The following is a 23,210-nucleotide window of genomic DNA, read 5'->3' on the forward strand; positions in this document are numbered from 1 at the left end:
GGTCAGGGGAGCGGAACGCTCTGCGCGAAACTGCCTGAAACGGCAGCAGGGATTATCAGCCCCCTGATGAAATACTGGCGTTTGCCCGGTATCCCGGTAAGACTAGGGTGCATGGCGACAGGCGGAGGGAAGACGCAGGAAACCGTCAGCGTGGAGGGACACCGGCTCCGCCTGACCAATCTCGACAAAGTGCTGTACCCGGAAACAGGGACCACCAAGGCCGACGTCATTTCCTATTACGCCGCCGTGGCCAAGTACATGCTGCCGCATTCGCGCAACCGGGCTGCCACCCGCAAACGGTGGGTGCACGGCGTGGGGACCTCCGACGAGCCGGGGCAGGTGTTCTTCCAAAAGAACATCGAGGACTCCGCACCGTCCTGGGTGAAGCGGTTCCCCATTGAGCACAAAACCTCGACCAACTACTACCCGGTGGTCAATGACCTGGCCACCCTCACCTGGCTCGCCCAGTCCGCCGCGCTGGAGATCCACGTCCCGCAGTGGCAGTTCGGCCCCCGGGGCGGGATCGGCAATGCCGACCGGATGGTGCTGGACCTGGACCCGGGGGACGGAGTGGGGCTGGCCGAATGTGCCGAAGTCGCCCGCCTGGCCCGGTCCATCCTGACGGACATGGGACTGGATGCCCGTCCGGTCACCAGCGGGTCCAAGGGAATCCACCTGTACGCCGCACTGGATGGCAGCCAGACCTCGGATGACATCAATGCGGTGGCCCACGAGCTGGCCCGGGCACTGGAGGCGGACCATCCGGACCTCGTGGTGAGCGACATGAAGAAGTCCCTGCGCAAGGGCAAGGTGCTGGTGGACTGGAGCCAGAACAACGGCAACAAAACCACCATCTGCCCCTATTCGCTGCGTGGGCGCTTTCAGCCCACCGTGGCCGCACCCCGGACCTGGGCGGAGCTCGAGGATCCGAACCTGGCCCAGCTGGACTACGGGCAGGTGCTCGAACGCCTCGATGATCCGGACCCGCTGGCCGGGATGGCGGACGGAACCTTTGCGGAACAGGCCTTGGAAGCGGCAGTCGAAGAGGAAGAAGGCGGCGGCACCGGCTCAGGGGACCGGCTGGGGAAATACCGCAGCATGCGTGATGCGGCTCGAACACCGGAACCGGTCCCGGAAGAACCGTCCACACCCACCGAGGGGAACAGCTTCGTTATCCAGGAGCACCATGCCCGCCGCCTGCACTGGGATTTCCGCCTGGAACACGAGGGCGTGCTTGTCTCCTGGGCCCTCCCCAAAGGGCCGCCGTCCACCACCGGCAAAAACAACCTGGCGGTGCAGACCGAGGACCATCCGCTGGATTACGGAACCTTTGAAGGACATATTCCCAAGGGGGAATATGGCGGCGGTGACGTCAAAATCTGGGACCACGGCACCTACGAGCGGGAAAAGTGGCGGGACGGCAAGGAAGTCATTGCCGTGCTGCACGGCCAGCCCGACGGCGGCCTCGCAGGCCAGGGGGCGGCAGACCGGCGCTTTGCCCTCATCCACACCGGATCCGGCGGGGACAGGGCAAACAACAACTGGCTCATTCACCTGATGAAGGACCAGCCCCGTCCCGGGGAAAAGGGCAGGGATGAAGAGTCCGAGGGCGGCGGGAAGGAAAAGCCGGAGGCGGGGAAGGCCCGGCCGGCAACGCCTCAGGCTGCCGTTGCAGCGGCGGCGGAGGCGGAGACGGAGGCAGAAACCGGTCCTGCCCCGACCGCGCCGGAGGAAGGAACGGATGCCTCCGTGCCGGTGATTGAACCGATGCTCGCGACGGCGGGTAGCCGCGCCGAAATCAACAACGACGACGAGTGGGCGTTCGAAATGAAATGGGACGGGGTGCGCGCCATTGTGACGGTCACCCCGGAAGGAACCCGCCTGATCAGCCGCAACGGCAACGACATGACGGCGGCCTATCCCGAACTGGCGGATCTCAGTCAGCACCTGAACGGGGAGCGGGCGGTCCTGGACGCCGAAATCGTAACGCTCAACAAGGCCGGACGCCCGGACTTTGGGCTCTTGCAGCCGCGGATGCACCTGACCAAACCACGGGAAATCGCCGCCGCGGCGCAGCGGACACCGGCTCACCTGATGGTGTTCGACCTGCTCTGGCTGGACGGAAACCCGCTGCTGGACCTCACCTACGAACAGCGGCGGGAAATCCTCGAATCCGCCGTGGAAGCCACCGACGACGGACACCTGCAGGTACCCCCGGCACTGGAGATGGGTATGGACGAGGCCGTCGCCGCCAGCAAGGAACTGGGACTGGAAGGCGTCATGGCCAAACGCAGGACCAGTACCTACAGCCCCGGCCGGCGGGCGAAGAACTGGCTGAAACTGAAGAACCAGTTCACCCAGGAAGTGGTGGTGGTGGGCTGGCGTCCCGGCCAGGGCAACCGGCAGAACAAGGTCGGTTCCCTGCTCGTGGCCATCCCGGACGGCGTGGACCTGAAGTACCTCGGCCGGGTCGGCTCGGGCCTGAGCGAGAAGGACCTGGCACTGATCGGTCCCAGGCTGAAGAAAATGTCCCGCAAGACTCCGCCGCTGAACGATGTGCCCGGCGCCGACGCATCCGACGCCCAGTGGGTGCGCCCGGCGCTGGTGGGTGAAGTGACCTTTTCCGAGCGCACCGGCAGCGGCAAACTGCGCCACCCCGTCTGGCGCGGCCTGCGCCCGGATAAGAAACCGTCCGACGTCGTGGTGGAGCCAGCGTAACCGCGCCTCCGCCGCTCCTGTGAAAGGACCCGAACCATGACCGAGAGCAGCACCGGAACCGGGCACCATCCCGGCAACGACCGGATCCCCGGCACCGAACCACATCCCGACGGCGAGCTCGCCGGGGTCGACGCGTGGTGGCGCGCGGCCAACTATCTCTCAGCGGGCCAGATCTATCTGCGGGACAATCCACTGCTGCGCCGGCCGTTGGAGGCCTCCGACGTCAAGGCCCGGCTGCTGGGGCATTGGGGGACCACGCCGGGGCTGAATTTCATCTACGCCCACCTGAACCGGCTGATCCGCGAGCAGCAGCGCAACGTCCTGTTCATCACCGGCCCCGGGCACGGCGGTCCTGCCAATGTGGCCAATGCCTGGCTGGAGGGCACCTACTCGGAGATCTACAGCCACGTGGGCCGCGACGAGGACGGGCTGCGCACCCTGTTCCGGCAGTTCTCCTACCCGGGCGGCGTGCCCAGCCATGCGGCTCCGGAGACCCCGGGATCCATCCACGAAGGCGGGGAACTGGGCTACTCACTGGCCCACGCCTACGGGGCCGTGTTCGACAACCCGGATCTGGTGGCGGCCACCGTGATTGGCGACGGCGAAGCGGAAACCGGTCCGCTGGCGGCCAGCTGGCACTCCAACAGCTTCCTGGATCCGGCCGTGGACGGCGCAGTCCTTCCCATCCTGCACCTGAACGGCTACAAAATTGCCAACCCCACCATCCTGTCCCGGATGCCCGAGGAACAGCTGCTCAAACTGCTCGAGGGCTACGGCTACCGGCCCTATGTGGTCACCGTGGAAGACCCGGCGGCGATCCGCCAGGCACACGAGGATTTCTCCGCGGTGCTGGAGACCTGCCTGGCCGAAATCACCGCCATCCAGGCTCCCTACCGGACGGGGGAGCGCACTGCGGTGCCGGCGGACGTGCCCGGCGCCGAGACCGACGAGGTGCATGCCCCGCGCTGGCCGATGATTGTGTTCCGCTCACCGAAGGGCTGGACCGGTCCCGGGGTGGTGGACGGGTTGCAGGTGGAGGGCACCTGGCGGGCGCACCAGGTCCCGCTGTCCGAAATCCATGACAACCCGGACCACCTGGCCCAGCTGCAGGAGTGGATGCTCTCCTACCGGCCGGAGGAACTGTTTGATGCCGACGGCCGGCTCATGGAGGGCATCGCGTCCCTGGCCCCGGTAGGGGACCTGCGGATGAGCGCGACGCCGTATGCCAATGGCGGGCGGCTGCTCCAGGATCTGCGGCTGCCCGAGTACGCGGACCATGCGGTGAAGATCGATTCCCCGGGCTCGGAGCGGGTCAGCCCGATGTTTAGCCTCGGCGGCTACCTGCGCGAAGTGATCCGGAAGAATCCGTCCAATTTCCGGATTTTCGGCCCGGACGAAACCGCCTCCAACCGCCTGCAGTCCGTCTACGATGTCACCGACAAGGCCTGGCAGCAGCGCATTGACGAGCTGGATGAGCATCTGGCCCGCAGCGGGCGGGTGGCCGAAGTGCTCTCGGAGCACCTCTGCGAAGGCTGGTTGGAGGGCTACCTCCTGACCGGCCGGCACGGAGTGTTCAACTGCTACGAAGCCTTTGTGCACATTGTCGATTCGATGTTCAACCAGCATGCCAAGTGGCTGAAGGTCAGCCGGTCTCTTTCCTGGCGCCAGCCCATCGCCTCGCTGAACTACCTGCTCTCAAGCCACGTCTGGCAGCAGGACCACAACGGGTTCTCACACCAGGACCCGGGCTTCATTGACCACGTGGTGAACAAAAAGGCGGAGGTGATCCGGGTGTACCTGCCGCCGGACGCCAACACGCTGCTGGCCGTGGCCGGGCACATCCTGGACAGCCGGGACCGGGTGAACGTGGTGGTGTCCGGCAAGCAGCCGGCACCGGTGTGGCTGGATCCGCAGCAGGCCCTGCTGCATGTGGAGCGGGGTGTCGGCATCTGGGACTTCGCCGGCAGCGAGGACACCGGGCCGGGCGGGAAGACCGAGCCCGACGTCGTGATGGCCTGTGCCGGTGACGTACCCACGCTGGAAACAGTGGCCGCTGCGGCGCTGCTGAAGGAGCAGCTGCCCGAGCTGAAAATCCGGGTGGTCAACGTGGTGGACCTGATGGCACTGCAGGATCCGCGTGAGCATCCGAACGGGCTGCCGGACCGGGATTTTGACACCCTGTTCACCACCGGCAAACCGGTGATTTTTGCCTATCACGGCTATCCCTGGCTGATCCACCGCCTGACCTACCGGCGCACCAACCACGAGAACCTGCACGTGCGCGGCTACAAGGAGGAAGGCACCACCACTACGCCCTTCGACATGGCCATGCTGAACCAGATTGACCGTTTCCAATTGGCCATCGACGTGCTTGACCGGGTAGCGTCGCTGGGATCGACGCAGGCGTCCTTCCGGCAGCATTTGCAGGACGAACGGGCACGTGCCCGGCAGTACACCCGCGACGAGGGGCAGGATCCGCCGTACATCACCGGCTGGAACCTGCAGGAAGCAGAGCAGGACACGCCCGGCTAAATTGGGCGCGGTACGCACAGGCTTCGGCGCCGGCCCAGCGGCCGGCCGCCGTGGAAAAAGTACGATCCATCCATCGAAGGAGAGTTTCTTGACCACTGATCAGACAAGCGTTGTAGTTTCCCGGGTCATCGATGCCTCGGCAGCAGACATCTTCAACCTGTTGTCCAACCCCGAACGCCACCACGAGCTGGACGGTTCCGGCATGGTGGTTTCGGACGAGAAGACCGACCGCATCACGGCTTCCGGCCAGGTCTTCAAAATGAACATGCACAACGAAAAAATGGGCGATTACCAGACGGAAAACCACGTCACCGGGTACGACCACAACAAGATCCTGGCCTGGCAGACCGCTCCGGCCGGCACCGAGCCCAAGGGCTGGCAGTGGGTCTGGGAACTCCAGGCTGAAGGTGCAGATTCCACCGAAGTCACCCTGACCTACGACTGGTCCCATGTCACGGACAAGGAAACCCTGAAGAAGGTCTCCTTCCCGATGGTGTCCAAGGACGACCTCGAGGAATCGCTGAACAAGCTCGCGGCCGCGGTTTCCGGAGCCTAGGGGCTTTTTTCAGAACGTACGACGGCGGCCGGTTCCCTTTTCGGAAGGGAACCGGCCGCTGTCGCTGTAGGGTGGCGCCATGATCCGGGAAGGCACACCGCGGGACATCCCCGCCCTGGCGCAGCTGCGGGCTGCGTGGGTGGCCGAGTCAGGTGGCGGCGGGCCGGTCGATGCGGGCTTTGAAAAGGCCTTCCGCATCTGGCTGGCGGCCAATCCGCGCACCTTCTTCGTTGCCGACGATGCATCAGGGCACCTGATCGGGATGCTGAACCTGTCGATCTTCGAGCGGATGCCAAAGCCCGGTGAACCGGCGTCCGTCTGGGTCTACCTGGCCAACGCCTATGTGCTGCCCGGGCACCGGAATGCGGGGGTGGGCGGGGCCCTGGTGTCCGCGGCCATCGATTATGCCCGGGACCTCGGCGCGGCGCGGATCGTCACATCCCCGTCCCCGGCGTCCAGCACCTTTTACGCCAGGTGCGGGTTTGAACCGGCGGAGGAACTGGCGGTGTACCGCTTCTGACGGGTACGGAAACGACGACGGCGGCCGGTTCCCCTCGCTGTGGAGGGAAACCGGCCGCCGTCGTTAGGTAGCGAAGGCTAGACCGCGGACCAGCCGCCGTCGGAGGGCAGGATCGCGCCGTTGATGTTCACGCCGTCGTCGCTGAGCAGGAACGTGATGGAGGCCGCGAGGTCCTCGGCCGAAGCCAGGCCCGGGATGTTCACGCGGGCCGGTGACAGGCGGGCCTCGCCGTACTCGGAGGTCTTTCCGCCCATCGGGATGCCGGTGGCGACGCCGCCCGGAGCCACGGCGTTGACACGTATGCCTTCACGGGCATACATGAAAGCGGTGCTGCGGGTAATGCCCACCACGGCGTGCTTGGAGGCGGTGTAGGCGACACCGGAAGCGGAACCGCGCAGGCCCGCCTCGGAGGTGATGTTCACGATCGAACCCTTGCCGGCTTCGAGCATGGTGGGCAGTACGGCGCGGGTCAGGCGCATCAGGCCGTCCACGTTCACGGCGAAGATCTTCTGCCACATGGCGTCCGAGACCTCGTGCAGCGGTGAGAAATCGTCATTGATCCCGGCGACGTTGGCCAGTCCGTCAATCTGACCGCCGGCGGCGGCAATGATCCGCTCCACAGCGGCGGCGTCGGTGAGATCCGCGGCGACCGGAACAACGGCCTCGCCGGTCTGCTCGGCAAGCTCGTTGATCTTGGCTTCGGCCATGTCGACGGCGATCACCCGGCCGCCCTCGCGGGCAATCCGGGACGCGGTGGCGCGGCCGATGCCGGACCCGGCGCCGGTCACGATGATGGTGCGGCCGTCGAAGCGGCCGGCCACGGTGGGCAGGGCTGCTGCTTCGGTTTCGGGCATGACTCCGCCATTGGCGGCCTTCACGAGTTCATCCACGGCGGCCTGCGGGAACTTACCCTGGCTCAGGTCCACCAGCTGCTGCAGCTTCAGGGTCAGCGCCGGGCCCAGGCTGGACTCGTCGCTGCCTGCCTGTGCAAGCATGCCGCGGATGGCGGGACCGCCTGCCGGGTGGTCGAGCCACTGCTGGACGGTGTTCTGGGCGGTAATGGGCGAAGTGGCCACGAACCGGTCCTTTCGATCGGGGAGCGGCCGTAATCTGCGGCCGCCGGTATAGGCAGCGCCACGATAGTTACACGTGTAAGTTGCCTGTATCGTCAGACTACCGGAGAAATCTCCGCAGGATAAGTGCCGACTTTCCATCGTGTTGCCGGTGGGCCAGTGAAGGCAAAAGCGAAGGAGGGACGGGATGAACCGCAGGGTCACGTCCAACGACGTCGCACAGGCGGCGGGCGTTTCCCGTGCCACCGTCAGTTACGTGCTCAACGGCCGTGCCGGGCAGAGCATTTCCTCCGTTACCCGTGACCGTGTGCTGGCCGCAGCCCGCTCACTGGGGTACACGCCGTCGACCGCTGCCCGCACCCTGCGCCGCGGCCGCAGCGACCTGGTCCTGATGCTGCTGCCGCCCGAACCGCTGGGCCGGGCGCTGGCCATCATGATCGATGCGGCCTCCGAAGAAGTGGAACGGCAGGGCCTGCGCCTGGTGGCACACCGGCTGCCGCGGCAGGGCGGGGCAGTGTCGCTGGTGCAGTCCCTTGCACCCCAGTCGCTCATCCTCATCACCCCGCTGCCGGAGCCGGAACTGGCCGCCCTGCGGGCCACGGGCATCCGGGTGGCTTCCCTGCATCAGGCACTGGAGGATCCGCTGGCTCCCGACCTGGGCATCGGGGCATGCCAGATCCAGCACCTGGCCGCGGCGGGGCACGAGCGGATCGGTGTGGCGGTGCCACCCGAGTCCGGTTACGCCTGGCGGGTGGACGTCCGGCTGGCGGCCATAACGGACGCGTGCCGCAGGCTTCGGCTTCCGCCGCCCGTGGTCGCCCGGCTGGGGCTGGACGCCGCGGAAGCGGCCGCCGTCGTCAACCGGTGGCGGGCCGGGCCGGAGCCGGTGACGGCGGCGTGCGCGTTCGACGACGAGCACGCCTTCGCCCTGCTGGCCGGCCTGGCCGCGCACGGCCTGCGCGCACCCGAGGACCTGGCGGTGATCGGTGCGGAGGATATTCCGCTGGCGTCGCTGGCCGTACCGCCGCTGACCACGGTGCGAATGGACGCCCGGGAGCTGGGGGAACGCTTCGCACAGATGGCCGTAGCTCCGCTGGCCGTGCCGGAGTCCGGGGTAGGAACTGACGTGCGGCCCCAGCCGGCACTGCCGCCGGTTCGGCTGGTACGGCGCGCATCCGCCTGAGCCGGTCACCGCAGGGCTAGCCCCTCAGCCGTGCGGCCACTCCGCCACCGCCTGTTCGATGTCCCGCCGCTTTGCTGCTGAGACCCGTTCCACCAGATCAATAACCGGTACCGGAGTGGCGCGGGAAGCGCGGGGCAGCCGCCAGGTACCTACCGCCACGCCGTCGTCGAGCACGGCCGGACGGAACACTCCGTTGCCGCCGGGAACAATGGCGGCCAGCATTGCCGGGCTGGCAACCAGGGACCGGTCCGCATAACCGAGAATCCACTCATCGAAGGCCGGAACCAGGCATATCCCGGAAGGCCCCCAGCCCGCGGCTTCGCTGAGCAAGGCGTCGCCGATGACCCAGGCCGGCCGCCCGCGCACCTGCACCTCGACGAGGTCCGCGACGCCGGCGGCGGCACGACGCACCACCGTCTTTGGCAGCTTGGTCCACCAGGCCAGGTCGGCTTCGGTGACCGGACCGCGCGCCAGCACGTAGCCGCGGACCAGGGCGGTAAGGTCGGCGTCGGCCGCGCCCGGGCCGGCAGCGTGCGGTTCCGTGAGGGTGAGGAGCTGCTCTGTACCGGTCTGGGAAAACCGCCCCCAGTGCGCCAGGCCCTCCACGCAGAGGTGCATCAGTAGGTGGTACCCGCGTCCGTCGGAGGTGTCGATTCCCGCAGCTTCCCAGAGTTCCAGAGCTTCTGAACGACGTAGGGGCCGCTCGCCCAGCGCCTCGCGCAGGCTGTCCCGGCCCCGCGCCAGTACCGTCTCCTCAAGCCCCAGTTCGGACCGCCGACGCGCCGCCATATTGTGGATCCGCTCCGCGGTGAAGGACAACAGTGTCGCCAGATGGTCCGGCGTGGTGGCGAACAGGGTGCCGCGCATGGGCCACCCCCGGACCAGATCGCCCCGGTCGAAGGCATCCCGGACGTCCTGCACCGTGGTCCCGGGCCGGGAGCGGACGGCAATGGCACGTAGAACGGCCGGCAGGTCCTGCCCCTGTAGCGCCACCGCGCGGCGCACCACGTCAACCGGGGCGAGGTCGGAGCCACGGAGCAGGTGTGATTGCAGGCGGATCCGCCGCGCCTGCCCATCCTGGAGGTCAAGGGTCACGGAGCCCAGCTTTGCCGAGGACGCCGTTTTCGGCAAGGAGCCCAAGGAGCCCAAGGAGCCCGGCAAAAGGCCTTTATGCCTTTCGGGGCCTGGGGTAGCCTGACCGCGTGGAACCTCGAAACACCACCGCGGCCGCCCGGGCCGCGCGGCTGGAAGACCTGGCACGGCTGAGGCGGATACGGGACCGGATCGACCGTGAATACGCCCGGCCGCTGAATGTCGATGACCTGGCGTCATGGGCCGGCATGTCAGCGGGTCACCTTAGCCGTTCCTTCCGCAGCGCCTACGGGGAAAGTCCCTACTCATACCTCATGACGCGCCGGATCGAACGCGCGATGGCCCTGCTCCGGGCGGGCGGCCGCTCCGTGACGGAGGTGTGCTTCGCCGTCGGGTGCTCATCGCTGGGTACCTTCAGCACTAGGTTTGCCGAACTGGTGGGTATGCCGCCAACCACCTTCCGGGAGCTGGCCGCCGGGGCCGGTGCCACGGGCCTTCCGCCGTGCCTGGAAAAGCAAGTGGGAAAACCGGTTCGGAATCAAGAAGCGCCGGCAGTGCGTGCCCTCCTATCCTGAAAGCGTCAGGGGGACCGGCTACGAGAGGAAACGCCATGGATATCACCGTCAACAACACGTTCCTGCCGCATGCCGGCGCGGAGGCGGCCCTTGGTTTCTACCGCGACGTGCTCGGATTTGAAGTGCGCAACGACGTCGGTAATGGAGACGAGATGCGCTGGATCACGGTCGGGGCGCCGGGACAGGACACCTCGATAGTCCTCTACCCGCCGTCGGCATCCCCGGGCCTCACGGATGAGGAACGCAGGACCATCTACGACATGATGGCCAAAGGCACCTACGGCATGATCACTTTCGCCAGCCCCGACCTGGACGCCGACTTTGACCGGCTGGCCGCCCGCGGCGCCGAAGTGGTGCAGGAACCGGTGGACCAGCCGTACGGGCTCCGTGACTGCGCCTTCCGGGACCCTGCGGGGAATATGATCCGGATCAACGCCCAGGGCTAGGAGCTCACTCCTCTTCGCGGGCGCGGAAAATCTGCATCTGCCGGTAGCGGCGGCCCAGGGACTCGCGCCGCGGCTTCACCGGGGCGTCTTCGGGCTCGGCAGTGAGGTCAATGTGCTTTTTGCCGAAACGCCACAGCAGCAGGTCATCGAGGAGGCGGTCCGGGCCGGGGGAGTACCGGTGGTCCAGCGCGGCACGGACCTTGGTAATGGCGTCTGCCTGCAGCAGCCCGGCCAGGTCCATGGTGGTCTTCATGCCGTGGGCGGCCAGCAGTTCCGCCGCCCAACCCCAGTCATCCCCGGATTTGCGGTTCACGTGCGGCAGCAGGGTCAGCCAGACGTCGCGGATCCGGTTGGGGGTGAGCGGTGCGCTGCCTTCTCCGTCTTCATCCCAGAAACCCGTCACTGTTTCGTACCGTTCATGCAGTTCCGCAAAAGCGGTCTCCACGGTTTCCAGCATGGCGGCCGTGGCGGTGAACTGGCGGTCAAAGTACGGGCTCCAGGCCCGCGGATCACCGGCCTTGAACCGGATGTCGTGCTCAATCTCGGACCAGGCGTGCGCCAGCACCGTGCGGATCTGCACTTCGAACAGGTAGCTGCCGTTGGGGCGCTGGTCCGGTTCCAGCAGTTTGTGGAACTCCCGCACGGTCTCGTTCTGGATGGTCCGCAGGATCAGGTGACGGCTGGAGTAGCCGTAGGTGCCGGATTCGATGGACCCGATGTCCTTTTCCCGGTCTCCGCGGCAGTCGAATTCCGCCCGCTGGCGCTTGATGAGGTTGGCTGCTTCATCCACTTCGTGCGGCAGCGTCATGATGACGCGCAGACCCACCAGGTCCGTGAGGTTACGCATCGGGTCGGGGAACAGGAGTGATGGCAGCTCGCCGGGGTTTTCCGGCGGCAGCATCCGGGCGGCCTTGTCCCGGAAGGACTCCACGGACTTGGTGCGGGAGGCGATGAAGAGCGGCTTTACCGGGCTGTCGGCGAACACGCTGCGCAGATTCGCTTCCATCTCGGCTGTCACTGCCTCCAGCCCGGGGCGTACCCGGGCATATTCGTCAGTACTTGCCTGGACCACCGGCCGCAGCCGCTCATCCAATGTGTCCCACGCGCTCAAAACGAAGTCCCTTTCCCCTGCCTGCCACCAGCCTATGGCACGGCTCCGACCAAACCGCCGGGGATACCGGGCGGTAGGCTCCCTATCAGATTAAGCCCCGCCGCCGGAAGGATCCCCATGCCAGCACCGCCCCGACGGATTGCCTATGGTCCCGGCCCGGAGCAGTATGCCGAGCTGACGGTGCCTGCAGGCGGTTCCTCTTCCCTCGGAACCGTGGTCATCATCCACGGCGGGTACTGGCGCGCGGCGTACACCGCCGAGCTCGGCAGGCCGCTGGCCCGTGATCTGGCCTCCCGCGGTTTCACCTGCTGGAACCTGGAATACCGGCGTGCTGGAAACGGCGGCGGATGGCCGGTGACCCTCTCCGATGTCTGTGCAGGCATCGACGCGCTGGCCGACGCGGCCCGCACCTTCGACGTCGGCCTCGCCCCGGTCACCCTATTGGGCCACTCCGCCGGCGGCCATCTGGCCGTCCTGGCGGCCGCACGGGCCGGCTCCCGCGTGGCCGTCAGCGGCGTCGTCAGCCAGTCCGGGGTCCTGAATCTGGCCGAAGCACATGAGCTGAGCCTGAGTAACGCAGCCGTGCAGAACTTCCTTGGCTGCGGGCCCGGGGAGGATCCGCAGCGCCACCGCGCGGCAGACCCCATGTTCGCGGTGCCCCTGCCGGTTCCGGCCTGGGTACTGCATGGGGAGGATGACACCACGGTGCCGTTCACGCAGTCCGCCGGCTGGGCCAAAGCCGCCGCCGCAGCCGGCGGCCGCGTGCACCTGCGCCGGATCCCGGGCGACCACTTTGCCATGATCACTCCCGGCACCCCGGCCTGGGACGCCGTCGTCCGGGCCGTGGGTGAGGCTGCCGGAATGGCCGGCACATAGGGTAACGCGCGAGTTGCTCTGTTAGGTTGAAAGTGTGCTTACAGTCATAGGGGAAGCCCTTGTTGATGAGGTGGTCAGCGATACCGCGCCGCGCCGGTCCCACCCCGGCGGCAGCCCGCTGAACGTTGCCGTGGGCGCGGCCAGGCTGGGGCGTCCCGTGCAGTTTGTGGGCCGCTTCGGTTCCGACGCCAACGGCGCCCTGATCGCCGAACACCTGCGGGCAAATTCGGTCCTCACCGCCTTCGCGGCGGATGACCTGCCCACCAGCGTGGCCACCGCCGTGCTGGATCCCGCCGGCGGAGCCCGCTACACCTTTGACCTGGAGTGGCAGCTGCCGGACCTGGCCGCCAATCTGCCGGCTTTGCTGGACGGCACCACCATGCTGCATACCGGGTCCATCGCCGCCATGCTCGCCCCCGGAGCAGGGCATGTCTTCCGTGCGGTGGAACGGGCACGGCCTTCGGCAACCATCACCTATGACCCGAACTGCCGGCCCTCCATCATCACGGATGTGTCCTATGCCCGGGAACAGGCCGAGAAATTCGTGGCGCTGGCGGACGTGGTCAAAGCCTCCGACGAAGACCTGATGTGGCTCTACCCGGACGAATCCCCGGAAAGCTCCGCCCGGCGGTGGCTCGCGGCGGGACCGTCCCTGGTGGTGGTGACCCGGGGTTCACGCGGGCCGTGGGCGGTTGCCGCGGCGGGGGACTGCGCCGTCGCGGCACCAACCGTCATGGTCACGGACACCGTGGGAGCGGGAGATTCCTTTATGTCCGCGCTGCTCGTGGGGCTGATGGACCGCGAGCTCGACGGTGGTGCCCGGCGCAGCAACCTGGCCCGCATCGGCCTGGGCGATCTGGAGGAACTACTCTTCTTTGCCGCCCGTGCCGCCGCCATCACCGTGTCCCGCGCCGGAGCCAATCCGCCGTACCGCAGCGAACTTTCCTAGACCGCGCCGACGCGCCACGGCGCCGAGGCGTCCCGCGGCCCTGCCCCGCAGCGGCCGTCCCGTGTATCCGCCCCGAAGAACCAGGAGAAACAGTGGAAGACAGAGACCCATACGCGAACCTGCCACAGGTGCCGGAATTCAGCGTCGACAGTGAGGAAGTGGCCGACGGCGGCACGCTGGCGCCGGCACAGTACAGCGGCAAAATGGGGGTGCCGGGCGGCAAGGACGCCTCTCCGCAGCTCACCTGGTCCGGGTTCCCGGAGGGGACCCGCAGCTTCGCGGTGACCATGTACGATCCGGATGCCCCCACCGCCAGCGGCTTCTGGCACTGGGCCGCCTTCAACATCCCCGCCTCCGTTACGGGCCTTGCCGCGGACGCGGCCAACTCGTCGCTGCTACCCGACGGCACCGTGCAGTTGGTCAACGACGCCGGATTCGCCGGCTTTGTCGGCGCCGCGCCGCCTCCCGGACACGGCCCGCACCGCTACTTTGTGGTGGTCCACGCCGTGGACACCGAGAAGCTGGACGTGGCCCCGGATGCCAGTCCCGCTTCGCTGGGCTTTGCTCTGTTCACCCACACCCTGGGCCGCGGCAGGATTGTCGCCACCGCCGAAACACCGGGGGACTGAACCCCGGCCGTCCGGCAGGACCCGGCCCGGCAGGATCCCGGGCTGGCTCCTGCCGGCTCCGCCAGTAAGCTGGATGGCATGCAGGAGCAGCGGGGACCGGTACGGCTGGTAGCGAGCGACATGGACGGCACCATTGTGGGCGCCGACAACAGCATCAGCGACCGCACCGTGCGGGCATTCCGTGCCTGCCTGGACGCCGGGATCGACGTCGTCTTCGTTACCGGACGCCCGCCGCGCTGGCTGGAGCCGCTCCGTGAGCGGATCGGCCATGAAGGAACCGTGATCTGCTCCAACGGGGCCATCACCTATGACCTGGCCAGGGAACAGGTGCTCTCCACCGAACTGCTGCCGCTCGAGCAGATGTTCGCCGCCGCCGAAATCATCCGCGACATTTTCCCCGCGGTGCGGTTTGCCGCCGAAACCGTGGACGGCATCCACCTGGAACCGGGATTCGCGGATACCGGTTCCGCCGAGCTCCTCGGCTCCATAGTGCCCCGCCCGCTGCGCGAATCCCTGGCCGGCCGGCACGGAGTGGCCAAGTTCCTGGCCCGCACCCATGACATTTCCCCGGACGAGTTCCTGCACCGGGTAGCCCCGGCGGTGGCGGATCTGGTCACCACCACCCACTCCGCGCCATCGGCGCCGCTGCTGGAAATGTCCCGGCCGGGCCTGAACAAAGCCGTCACCCTGGCCGGGTATGCGGCCGCGAGGGGCATTGCCGCGGCGGAGGCCGTGGCCTTCGGCGACATGCCCAATGACATCCAGATGCTCAACTGGGCAGGCCGCGGCTACGCGATGGCCTCCGGACATCCCGCAGCCCGTGCCGCCGCCGACCATACGGCTCCGGGGTTTAAGGACGACGGCGTTGCGGTGATTCTGGAACAGCTGCTCGACGCCCGGCCAGCAGCCTCAGAAGCTGGTGCACGGTAATCACCACTGCCAGCCAGGCAGCACCCAGAGTCCAGGCCACCAGGACATCCGTCAGCCAGTGATGGCCCAGATAAACCCGGCTCAGCCCCACCGCGAGCGTGAAGACGGCAGCGGCCGCGACGGCGGCGGTCTTCGCTCCGCGGGTCCGCGCGTACAGGATCACGAGATAGGCCAGGGTGCCGGCAATAACCATCGAGTTCAGCGTGTGCCCGCTCGGAAATGATGCCGAGGACTCATACGGCGGCACCGCGTCGGCCAGGTCCGGGCGGGTCCGCCCAATCAGTGCCTTGCCGGCAACGGTCATCAGCAGGGATCCCGCTGCAGCGGCGGCTGTGAGAACCAGCGGCGTCCAGGACCGCCAGCGACGGCACATCACCAGCACGGCGAGTCCTGCCAGAACCGGCATCCCCACGGTGCCCGCCAGATTGGTGAAGCCCGTGACAGCGGCATCCACCCCCGGGGAGCGCAGCTGCAAAGCCAGTTCCAGCGCGGGCTTGTCCAACCCCGCCACACCGTCCGCATCGGCTACCGATTCATAGACCTCGGCCGAGGCCAGGGTCAGCGCCAGGGCGGGAATCAACCCCACGGCCAGCAGCAGCAGAAGCGCCACATGGGGTGAGGAGGCCGTGCTGATCCGGTGCAGCAGCCGGCCCAGCCGGTCCAGGACCCCGGTGCCGTCGGAACGCTGTGCCGGTTCTGGTGTCATGGCTCCAGTATGCCAAGCCGCGTGCACACCCAGTCCAGGTTGTTCTGCAAACCGGCTTTCCACACCTGCCATGAATGCCCGCCCGGCAGCTGCTGGAACTGGACGTCGGCTCCGGCGGCCTTGGCGGCGTCGTACACCGTCTGCCCCTCTGGCGCGTAGACCTTATCGTCCTGGCCGACGACGACGATCCCGGCAGTATCCCGGAACTGTCCGGCCTTAAACCGGTCCACGGCGTTCTGCTGCCGGAATGAGTCTTCCTTCCCGTCGAAATAGGTCTTCAGTAGGTCCTGGTGTCCGCTGGCGACGGTGGGCTCGTTTTCCCCGGCGATATCCAAAAAGGTGGGATAAACCTGCGGATAGTTGGCAGCCAGCTGGACCGCGCAGGTTCCGCCGAAGGAATACCCGCCCACCGCCCACTGCCGGGGCCCGGCCGTCCCGGTCCCCAGCTTCTGCTGCACCCAGGCGGGCAGGTCCTTGGCGAGGTAGGTGGCCGAGTTGCTGACCGTCGTGTCCATGCACAGCGGCCAGTTGCTGTTCCCGGCGTTGCTGAGGTCCGGCATCACCACCACGGGCGCCAGGCCGTGATGCCGGGAGGCAAATGAGTTCATGATCTCCGTCAGACCGCCGCTGATCAGCCAGTCCGCCGGGGCACCGGGCTGCCCGTGGATCAGCACCAGGACGGGGAGGTTCACGCCCCCGGGATCCGCCAGGTACGCGGGCGGCAGGTAGACCAGGGCCGGATTGGAGGCATAGCCGGACAGGGGACCGGGAATCTGCTGGCGGTAAACCTTGCCCTGGGACGGCATGTCCGGCGGGGGCGTCCAGGTCTGCTCTGTTGCCGCCGGCAGGTCGTTCCGGGGGTCGGAGGGAAGCGGCAGCGGGTTGTTTTCCGCGGACGGCGGACTGAACAGCGACGCGATCGTGGGGTATTGCCCGTAGGCGATGTTCACGGTGCAGGCCAGGGCCAGCAGCACCACCAGCGCGGCGACCACACCGGCCGCCCGCCGGTGGAACCGGGTGCCGGAGGAGATCACCTGGGGCAGGGCCAACTGCACCCCGAGGATCGCCAAGGCGCAGAAAAGGTAGAGCAGCCGGGGGAGGGACGCGTCCCACCAGTGGAAGGCCACTTCGGCCAGCAGGTAGAGCAGCCCCGTCAGCAGGCACGAGACCAGAACGGACACCAGGATCCGGCCCCAGCCCAGTTTCCGGCTGGCAAAGCCGAGCCAGGCCAGTGCAAGCACGCCGGCAGCCAGGACGACCGTGGGGAGCACTCCGGCGATCAGCGACATGGTCAGGTCCGGTCCACAATCCGCCGGGCGAGGACCAGTCCCTGGCCCAGGGAAAGATCCGGAACGTACGCCCTGGTCACGGCGTTGGCGATGGCCGGCAGCCCAGCCGGATCAGGGTAGGTCATATACAGCGGCACGTACTGGGGGGCGAACTTGGCTTTGAAAGCGAGCAGCGAGCGGAACCCGTAGACCGGTTCCAGTGTGGCCCCCAGCCGGTCCAGCAGCCGGTCCATGACCGGGGAGCCCGCATCCTCGCCGCCGTTACCCGCGCCGTCGTTACCCGCGCCGGCGTCGCTCCGGCCGGCGGAGCGGGCCAGCGGTGCCCCCGAAAGGCTCAGGAAACCGCACCCTTCCTCCTGCAGGGACAGGGCAGCCGAGGCGATGAGGAAGTCCATACCCAGCCGGAAGCCGTTGCCGCGCCTGCGCATAAAATCCAGGGTCCAGCCAATCACTTTTCCGTCCCGGTATACGGGCAGCCAGGAAGTGACGGCGTGCACCGTTCCGTCGGCGTCGACGGCCAGCAGGCAGCGCACTTCCGGATCGTCAAGCTGTTCCAACCCGCCCAGGGTAAATCCCATTTCCGGCATGCGCTTATCCGCCACCCACTCTTCGGAGATAACCCGAATCTGGTCCGTGAGTGAGAGCGGAGCGGTGGGGAAACGAATCCAGCGGGCCTGGATGCCCTGCTTGCGGGCTGCATTGAATGCGGTGCGGATGTCCTGGAATTTCTTGCCCTTGAAAGCCAGCGATCCCAGCGGCAGCACGGTCTCCTCAGCCACCTGAAGGGAGGAAAAGCCCAGCTCTGCACTGACACTGCGCACCCGCTCATCCACCGAATAGAAGCAGGCGGTGGTCCCGTTGGCGGAACAGAAGGCGGCAAACCCCGCCACGGTGTCCGGTACTTCGGTGGCCGGACCCACCGGTTCGCCTACCGTGAGGGCAACACCGCTGTCCGCCCGGTAGGCAACATAGGAGTTGCCGCTGGGGGAAAACCAATAGGTGTTTCCGGCCCAGAGCGTCATCCAGGCCATGGTGCTTCCACCGTGGATCTTCAACAATTCCCGTGCCCGTTCCTCGTCCGCGATGGCCGGGGTACGCGGTGGAATGAGGAAGGAGCGCAGCAGCAGGACACAGGTTAAAAGCCAGAACACCAGGCCCACGCCTTCATAGGCGAGGACCGCCGGAAGGCTTATCGGAACCAGGGTGGGGCCCCGGCTGGTCACCTCCAAAATGGGCAGGAACCTTTCCGGCAGGTCCGCCGCCGCCAGCCCCGGAGTGGCCTGCGGGGAAAACCCGTCGCGGTCCAGGCGGGCCACGCTCAGATAGATCCCTGCGAGGATCAGCCCGGCCGCAGCTACCGTCATGGCTAACCGCCGGTAGGTTCCGGCCGGTGCGCGCACGGGGAACAGCCCCCGGGTCAGGAGCAGCAGGGCAAGCACTGCCAGGGGAACCACCATGGGCAGAACCAGCTTGACGGCGCTGCCTATCCCGGGCGGCAGCAGCCTGGCCTGGTCACCGGTCAGTACCACTCCAATCCGGACGGCGGCGAGCAGGGTCATTGCCCCCTGCAGCAGTACAGCGGCCAGCCAGGCGAATCGCCTCCCGCGGCGCAGGCCGTCGGAGAACGTTGCCAGCAGGACCTGGGGCAGGACGGCCAGGAAAAACGCCGCCGGGCCTGCGCGCAGCTGGAGGCGGGCAATGGCACATTCACGTGCCGAGGCGCCGCCGTTGCACAGGGCCTCCAGCTCTGCCGGTGTGGTGACATCGGCGCTGGTGAAGAGATAGCGCAGCACAGCCAGCGGGCCCACGGCGGAGTTGCTGAGCGCAGCAATGACCGGACCTGCGGCAGAAGCCAGCACCACCAGTGCCACCAGGACGCGCGCCTCGCGCCGGCTGGTCACCAGACGGTGCGGAAGCCGAGGGCGCCGGCCGTCCAGCAACGGCCCGGCAAAGGCGCCGGCGGTGGCCGCTCCGAGAAGCATAAGGTCGGAAAAACTGCCGGCGTAAAGAGCCAGCAGGACAAGGAGGGTGAACAGGGTGATGCGCAGGCGCCGCCGCCACAGGGTAGACATCCGGGCACTGGCCGCCGCTGCCACCGCGGCAAGGAATGCCATCGGGCCTACATAGGACTCACTGACCAGGGCACGTGACCAGTCGCCGATCGACGCGCTCGTCACGAAGGCGAAACCGATGGTAAGCAGCGCCCCGGCCACCTGTCCGGCGAAACCTGCCAGCAGGAACCTGCCGGTCCCCAGCAGCCGTTCGCTGGGCAGGCCGACGATGAGTGCCGCCAGGGTTCCGCCCACGTATCCGCCGGGACCGCTGCCCCAGAAGCTGCACAGGAGCAGGGCGGCCGGGCCGGTGCCCAGGCTGTGCGCAGAGACGGACACCCAGTCCAGCAGCGCACCCTCCGGCCCGCTGGCCAGGGAGGACGTCAATGCACCCAACAGCCAGAAAACCGCAATATAGGTCAGCGTGGCAGGCGACTTCCGGGCGCTGCCCCGCAGGAGCTGCAACGGCCGGGAGAGGGAACGTCCGAAGCGGTGCAGCGCATTGAGGGGCGGGTCAGGCACGGTTACCTCCACGATCCTGCCGATGCTGCCGGTCGGGGTCCTGTCATTCTAGGCGTGCAGGTCCGTGAACCGCCCACCCCCGAACGCGGAGCGGAGCGTTGGTTCGGTAAAGTACGAGCGTGACGCCGAGATATCCGTACTTCCTTGCTGCCGGGGACGCCCGTACGGCCAGCCCTGCCTCCTCACCGCTGCCCATTGCATTGGCACACCGGGGGTTCTCGCCCGACGGCCTCGAAAACACCCTCTCCGCTTTCCGGGCAGCCGTGGACCTTGGGCTCACCTACCTGGAAACGGATGTGCGTACCAGCAGCGACGGTGTGCTGATGGCCTTCCATGACGAAACAGTGGACCGGATCTCCGGAGGAGTGGCCGGGAAGATCGGGCGGCTCACCCGTGCCCAGTTGAAGGATGTGCTGGTGGGAGGCAGGGAGCAGATCCCCACCTTCGAGGAACTGCTCACCGAATGGCCCGACATCCGCCTGAATGTGGATGTGAAGGACGCCGAGGGCGCCGCACTCCTGGCCGGGCTGATCAATAAGCATCAGGCCCATGACCGGGTGCTGGTGGCTTCCTTCTCCGATATCCGGCGCCTGCGGACCCTGCGGCGCCTGGACCGGCCTGCCGCGAGTTCAGCAGGCAGCGCACTGACCGCAATCCTGCGCCTGCTGGCGCCCCTGCGCGTCGCCGGGATCCTCTCACGTCTGGGCCGCTTCCAGTGTGTCCAGGTCCCGGTGAACTTCGGGAAGTTCCCGGTGGTCACGCCGGCCTTTGTCCGCAGTTGCCATCGCGCAGGCCTGCAGGTGCACGTTTGGACGGTCAATGATGCCGACACCATGAACCGGCTGCTGGACCTGGGTGTGGACGGCATCGTCTCGGACCGCGCCGACGTCCTGAAGGATGTCCTCAAAGACCGGAGGCAGTGGCGCTGAAGCGTTATGCTGCCGCATGTCGGTGGCAGCTGACAGGATGAAGGCATGCGCGTAGTCATTGCTCCGGATAAGTTCAAGGGATCACTCAGTGCGGCCGAGGCCGCTGCTGCCATGGCGGAGGGGGTCCTGGCCGTCTACCCGGATGCCGATGTTGTTTTCGTCCCGGTGGCCGACGGCGGTGAAGGCACCCTTGATGCCGCCCTCGCGGCGGGTGCTGAAGCCCGCACGGCGCAGGTCAGGGGACCATTGGGACGGGACGTCACGGCAGTCTGGGCCCTGTCCGGGGATACCGCCCTGATTGAAACTGCACGTGCCTCGGGACTGACCCTGCTGGAGCCTTCCCCGGACACGGCCCTGGCGGCCACCAGTTACGGCAGCGGCCAGCTGATTGCCGAGGCCCTGGATGCCGGCGCCAAAACCATCATCCTGGGCATTGGCGGATCGGCCATGACGGACGGCGGGTCGGGTGCACTGACGGCTTTGGGCCTGCGGATCCTGAACGACGGCGGCAGCCCCGTGCCGCCCGGTGGCGCAGGCCTGCTGCAGGCGGCGGCCGTGGATGCGACCGCCCTGGATCCCCGGCTGGCCGGTGTCCGGCTGCGGATTGCCGCGGATGTGCGTAACCCGCTGCTGGGATACGAAGGAACGGCAGCGATCTTCAGCGGGCAGAAGGGAGCGGATCCTGCTGCCCGGGATCAGCTGGAAGAAGCCATGGGTATCTGGACGCGGCTGCTGAAGGAGGCCACCGGCGTCGACGTCGATGTGCCCGGGGCGGGCGCTGCAGGCGGTTTTCCCTCGGGTTTCCTGGCGTTCACCGGCGCCACCCTGCACCCGGGCTTTGAACTGCTGTCCTCATTCACCGGGCTGCAGGAGGCACTGACCCGCTGCGACCTGGTATTGACCGGCGAGGGCTCGCTCGATGAGCAGTCCCGTTACGGGAAGGCGCCGCTGGAAGTGGCCCTCCTGGCCCGGGACGCCGGCATTCCGGTGGTCGCGGTGGCAGGGCAGATCACGCTGACCCCGGCTCAGCTGGAGGAGTACGGGATTGTTGCCGCGGTCAGCCTGCTGGATGTGGTGCAGCGGCCGCAGGATGCCATGGCCCAGGCGGAGAAGTACGTTGCCTGGGCCACCCGGCAGGTGCTCGAAGGAGCCTGACGCCGGTGCCGGTGTCCCGGCGGTCCGGGGTCAGCCGAGCCGGCCCGGCGTCGACCCGGCGTCTTCCCGCGGCTCGTCGGGGTCGGTGCCCCGCCAGCGGGCGATGGCCTGCATCCCGTGGTAGGCGATCAGGGTTGCGCCGGTGCCCAGGGCGATACCGCCGAAGGTCAGGTCGCCGATCACCCAGGTGAAGTCCGCTATGGCAACAATCAGGCCCAGCCCGGCCGCCGAAAGGTTGATCGGGTTGGAGAAGTTCACCCGGTTGTCCACCCAGATCCGTACGCCCAGGATGCCGATCATGCCGTACAGGACGACGCCGGCACCGCCCAGGACGCCGGGCGGAACGGTGGCGATCAGTGCGCCGAACTTCGGGAACAGGCTCAGCAGGATCGCCACGATGCCGGCTACCCAGTACGCCGCGGTGGAGTACACCCGGGAGGCGGCCATCACGCCGATGTTCTCGGCATAGGTGGTGGTGGCCGAACCGCCGCCGGAACCGGCCAGCATGGTGGCCAGCCCATCCGCCATCAAAGCGCGGCCGGCGTACGGGTCCAGGTCGCGGCCGGTCATGGCCGCCACGGACTTCACATGGCCGATATTCTCCGCCACGAGCACCAGCACCACCGGGACAAAGAGTCCGATCACGGAGAAGTGGAACGTGGGGGAGTGAAATTCGGGCAGCCCGAACCAGGGAGCGGCGCTGATGGCGGCGAAATCCACTTCGCCCTGCAGCATCGCTACCCCGTAGCCGGCCAGCACACCGATGAGGATCGAAAGCCGGCCGATGAAGCCGCGGAACAGGACGGTGGCCAGGAGGATCACCGCTACCGTCACTGCTGCGGTCACCGGGCCCTGCTCGAAGTTCGTCCGGGCGGAGCCCGCCAGGTTCAGTCCGATCAGCGCCACAATGGTGCCGGTGACCACGGCCGGCATCAGGACCTGGATCCAGCGGGTGCCGGCCAGCTGTGCGGCGAGGCCGATGAGGAACAGGGCAAAGCCGGCCATGATGATGCCGCCCAGTGCACCGCCCGGCCCGTGCTGGTTGGTGGCGGCCGTAATCGGGGCGATGAAGGCGAAGGAGGAGCCCAGATAGCTGGGGACTTTCCCGGCGGTGATGATCAGGAACAGGATGGTGCCGATGCCGGAGAACAGCAGGGTGGTGGCCGGCGGAAAACCGGTCAGCAGGGGAACCAGGAACGTGGCGCCGAACATGGCGACCACATGCTGGGAGCCGATGCCAATGGTCCGGGGCCAGCTCAGGCGTTCTTCGGGAGCAACATAGGAACCCGGTTTGATGGTTCTGCCGTCTCCGTGCAGTGTCCAGGCTGTACCGAATCTGGTCATGGTGGTGCCTTCCGAAGACAGGGG

General features: G+C 67.4%; 20 protein-coding genes. 13 read left to right on the forward strand and 7 right to left on the reverse strand.

All coding sequences use genetic code 11. The features are described 5' to 3' along the window. Positions 1 to 111 precede the first annotated feature (111 nt). The 4 genes from AC5RTS_RS12495 to AC5RTS_RS12510 all read left to right on the forward strand — a co-directional run bounded on the left by AC5RTS_RS12495 (position 112) and on the right by AC5RTS_RS12510 (position 6,326). Positions 112 to 2,718: an ATP-dependent DNA ligase gene (locus AC5RTS_RS12495; RefSeq protein WP_493992333.1), complete on the forward strand. Its 2,607-nt coding sequence runs from the start codon at positions 112 to 114 to the stop codon at positions 2,716 to 2,718. 36 nt (positions 2,719 to 2,754) lie between these two features. Then, positions 2,755 to 5,250 (forward strand): phosphoketolase family protein, encoded by a 2,496-nt coding sequence (locus AC5RTS_RS12500; protein WP_493992334.1) that lies wholly within the window; start codon positions 2,755 to 2,757, stop codon positions 5,248 to 5,250. Positions 5,251 to 5,338: 88 nt separating this feature from the next. Then, the gene (locus AC5RTS_RS12505) at positions 5,339 to 5,806 is read left to right on the forward strand and encodes an SRPBCC family protein (protein WP_493992335.1); all 468 of its coding nucleotides are present in this window, start codon (positions 5,339 to 5,341) and stop codon (positions 5,804 to 5,806) included. Positions 5,807 to 5,885: 79 nt separating this feature from the next. Then, positions 5,886 to 6,326 carry a GNAT family N-acetyltransferase gene (locus AC5RTS_RS12510; protein ID WP_493992336.1) on the forward strand — a complete coding sequence of 147 codons (441 nt, stop codon included), beginning with the start codon at positions 5,886 to 5,888 and terminating at the stop codon, positions 6,324 to 6,326. 77 nt (positions 6,327 to 6,403) lie between these two features. Here AC5RTS_RS12510 and AC5RTS_RS12515 read toward each other — a convergent pair whose 3' ends face one another. Further along, complete coding sequence (locus AC5RTS_RS12515; RefSeq protein WP_493992337.1) at positions 6,404 to 7,402, reverse strand: SDR family NAD(P)-dependent oxidoreductase; 999 nt, start codon at positions 7,400 to 7,402, stop codon at positions 6,404 to 6,406. Between the two features lie 184 nt (positions 7,403 to 7,586). Between AC5RTS_RS12515 and AC5RTS_RS12520 the strand changes: the two genes are divergently transcribed. Next, a complete protein-coding gene (locus AC5RTS_RS12520) occupies positions 7,587 to 8,582 on the forward strand; it encodes a LacI family DNA-binding transcriptional regulator (RefSeq protein WP_493992338.1) in 996 nt (331 codons plus the stop codon). Between the two features lie 24 nt (positions 8,583 to 8,606). Here AC5RTS_RS12520 and AC5RTS_RS12525 read toward each other — a convergent pair whose 3' ends face one another. Then, positions 8,607 to 9,677, reverse strand: a complete 1,071-nt coding sequence (locus tag AC5RTS_RS12525; RefSeq protein WP_493992339.1) for a winged helix DNA-binding domain-containing protein — start codon at positions 9,675 to 9,677, stop codon at positions 8,607 to 8,609. A gap of 107 nt (positions 9,678 to 9,784) precedes the next feature. Here AC5RTS_RS12525 and AC5RTS_RS12530 point away from each other — a divergent pair, with 107 nt between their 5' ends. Further along, a complete protein-coding gene (locus AC5RTS_RS12530; protein WP_493992340.1) occupies positions 9,785 to 10,249 on the forward strand; it encodes a helix-turn-helix transcriptional regulator in 465 nt (154 codons plus the stop codon). Between the two features lie 35 nt (positions 10,250 to 10,284). Further along, positions 10,285 to 10,695, forward strand: coding sequence for a VOC family protein (locus AC5RTS_RS12535; protein WP_493992341.1), 411 nt, complete (start codon positions 10,285 to 10,287; stop codon positions 10,693 to 10,695). Positions 10,696 to 10,699: 4 nt separating this feature from the next. Here AC5RTS_RS12535 and AC5RTS_RS12540 read toward each other — a convergent pair whose 3' ends face one another. Continuing rightward, positions 10,700 to 11,806, reverse strand: coding sequence for a GTP pyrophosphokinase (locus AC5RTS_RS12540; protein WP_493992342.1), 1,107 nt, complete (start codon positions 11,804 to 11,806; stop codon positions 10,700 to 10,702). Positions 11,807 to 11,923: 117 nt separating this feature from the next. Here AC5RTS_RS12540 and AC5RTS_RS12545 point away from each other — a divergent pair, with 117 nt between their 5' ends. The 4 genes from AC5RTS_RS12545 to AC5RTS_RS12560 all read left to right on the forward strand — a co-directional run bounded on the left by AC5RTS_RS12545 (position 11,924) and on the right by AC5RTS_RS12560 (position 15,190). Further along, complete coding sequence (locus AC5RTS_RS12545; protein WP_493992343.1) at positions 11,924 to 12,682, forward strand: alpha/beta hydrolase; 759 nt, start codon at positions 11,924 to 11,926, stop codon at positions 12,680 to 12,682. A gap of 34 nt (positions 12,683 to 12,716) precedes the next feature. Next, positions 12,717 to 13,631: a carbohydrate kinase family protein gene (locus AC5RTS_RS12550; protein WP_493992344.1), complete on the forward strand. Its 915-nt coding sequence runs from the start codon at positions 12,717 to 12,719 to the stop codon at positions 13,629 to 13,631. A 92-nt stretch (positions 13,632 to 13,723) separates the two neighbouring features. After that, complete coding sequence (locus AC5RTS_RS12555) at positions 13,724 to 14,260, forward strand: YbhB/YbcL family Raf kinase inhibitor-like protein (protein ID WP_493992345.1); 537 nt, start codon at positions 13,724 to 13,726, stop codon at positions 14,258 to 14,260. 78 nt (positions 14,261 to 14,338) lie between these two features. Further along, entirely contained in the window at positions 14,339 to 15,190 is an 852-nt protein-coding gene (locus tag AC5RTS_RS12560) for an HAD family hydrolase (protein ID WP_493992346.1), read from the forward strand. Here the strand turns inward: AC5RTS_RS12560 and AC5RTS_RS12565 are convergent. From AC5RTS_RS12565 to AC5RTS_RS12575, 3 genes are read right to left on the reverse strand one after another with little or no spacing between them, the layout of a single operon-like run. Continuing rightward, complete coding sequence (locus AC5RTS_RS12565) at positions 15,111 to 15,896, reverse strand: phosphatase PAP2 family protein (protein WP_493992347.1); 786 nt, start codon at positions 15,894 to 15,896, stop codon at positions 15,111 to 15,113. The genes AC5RTS_RS12560 and AC5RTS_RS12565 overlap by 80 nt on opposite strands. Next, on the reverse strand, positions 15,893 to 17,185 hold the full coding sequence (locus AC5RTS_RS12570) for an alpha/beta hydrolase (protein ID WP_493992348.1): 1,293 nt from the start codon (positions 17,183 to 17,185) through the stop codon (positions 15,893 to 15,895). Before AC5RTS_RS12570 ends, AC5RTS_RS12565 begins: the two co-directional genes overlap by 4 nt. A 2-nt stretch (positions 17,186 to 17,187) precedes the next feature. After that, a complete protein-coding gene (locus AC5RTS_RS12575; RefSeq protein ID WP_493992349.1) occupies positions 17,188 to 19,758 on the reverse strand; it encodes a bifunctional lysylphosphatidylglycerol flippase/synthetase MprF in 2,571 nt (856 codons plus the stop codon). A 119-nt stretch (positions 19,759 to 19,877) separates the two neighbouring features. Between AC5RTS_RS12575 and AC5RTS_RS12580 the strand changes: the two genes are divergently transcribed. Together AC5RTS_RS12580 and AC5RTS_RS12585 are read left to right on the forward strand one after the other, a co-directional pair. Beyond that, on the forward strand, positions 19,878 to 20,687 hold the full coding sequence (locus AC5RTS_RS12580) for a glycerophosphodiester phosphodiesterase family protein (RefSeq protein WP_493992350.1): 810 nt from the start codon (positions 19,878 to 19,880) through the stop codon (positions 20,685 to 20,687). A 45-nt stretch (positions 20,688 to 20,732) separates the two neighbouring features. Next, positions 20,733 to 21,842 (forward strand): glycerate kinase, encoded by a 1,110-nt coding sequence (locus AC5RTS_RS12585; RefSeq protein ID WP_493992351.1) that lies wholly within the window; start codon positions 20,733 to 20,735, stop codon positions 21,840 to 21,842. A gap of 30 nt (positions 21,843 to 21,872) precedes the next feature. Here the strand turns inward: AC5RTS_RS12585 and AC5RTS_RS12590 are convergent, their stop codons facing one another. After that, complete coding sequence (locus AC5RTS_RS12590; protein ID WP_493992352.1) at positions 21,873 to 23,186, reverse strand: uracil-xanthine permease family protein; 1,314 nt, start codon at positions 23,184 to 23,186, stop codon at positions 21,873 to 21,875. Between the last annotated feature and the right edge of the window lie 24 nt (positions 23,187 to 23,210).

This window comes from Arthrobacter sp. MDT1-49-2 (assembly GCF_059090185.1).

Bases quoted from the DNA above. Each gene is read 5' to 3' on its own strand.
- AC5RTS_RS12510 (WP_493992336.1), top strand. From the start codon at position 5,886: ATGATCCGGGAAGGCACACCGCGGGACATCCCCGCCCTGGCGCAGCTG.
- AC5RTS_RS12535 (WP_493992341.1), top strand. From the start codon at position 10,285: ATGGATATCACCGTCAACAACACGTTCCTGCCGCATGCCGGCGCGGAG.
- AC5RTS_RS12585 (WP_493992351.1), top strand. From the start codon at position 20,733: ATGCGCGTAGTCATTGCTCCGGATAAGTTCAAGGGATCACTCAGTGCG.
- AC5RTS_RS12565 (WP_493992347.1), bottom strand. From the start codon at position 15,896: ATGACACCAGAACCGGCACAGCGTTCCGACGGCACCGGGGTCCTGGAC.
- AC5RTS_RS12570 (WP_493992348.1), bottom strand. From the start codon at position 17,185: ATGTCGCTGATCGCCGGAGTGCTCCCCACGGTCGTCCTGGCTGCCGGC.
- AC5RTS_RS12495 (WP_493992333.1), top strand. From the start codon at position 112: ATGGCGACAGGCGGAGGGAAGACGCAGGAAACCGTCAGCGTGGAGGGA.
- AC5RTS_RS12560 (WP_493992346.1), top strand. From the start codon at position 14,339: ATGCAGGAGCAGCGGGGACCGGTACGGCTGGTAGCGAGCGACATGGAC.
- AC5RTS_RS12590 (WP_493992352.1), bottom strand. From the start codon at position 23,186: ATGACCAGATTCGGTACAGCCTGGACACTGCACGGAGACGGCAGAACC.
- AC5RTS_RS12520 (WP_493992338.1), top strand. From the start codon at position 7,587: ATGAACCGCAGGGTCACGTCCAACGACGTCGCACAGGCGGCGGGCGTT.
- AC5RTS_RS12545 (WP_493992343.1), top strand. From the start codon at position 11,924: ATGCCAGCACCGCCCCGACGGATTGCCTATGGTCCCGGCCCGGAGCAG.
- AC5RTS_RS12500 (WP_493992334.1), top strand. From the start codon at position 2,755: ATGACCGAGAGCAGCACCGGAACCGGGCACCATCCCGGCAACGACCGG.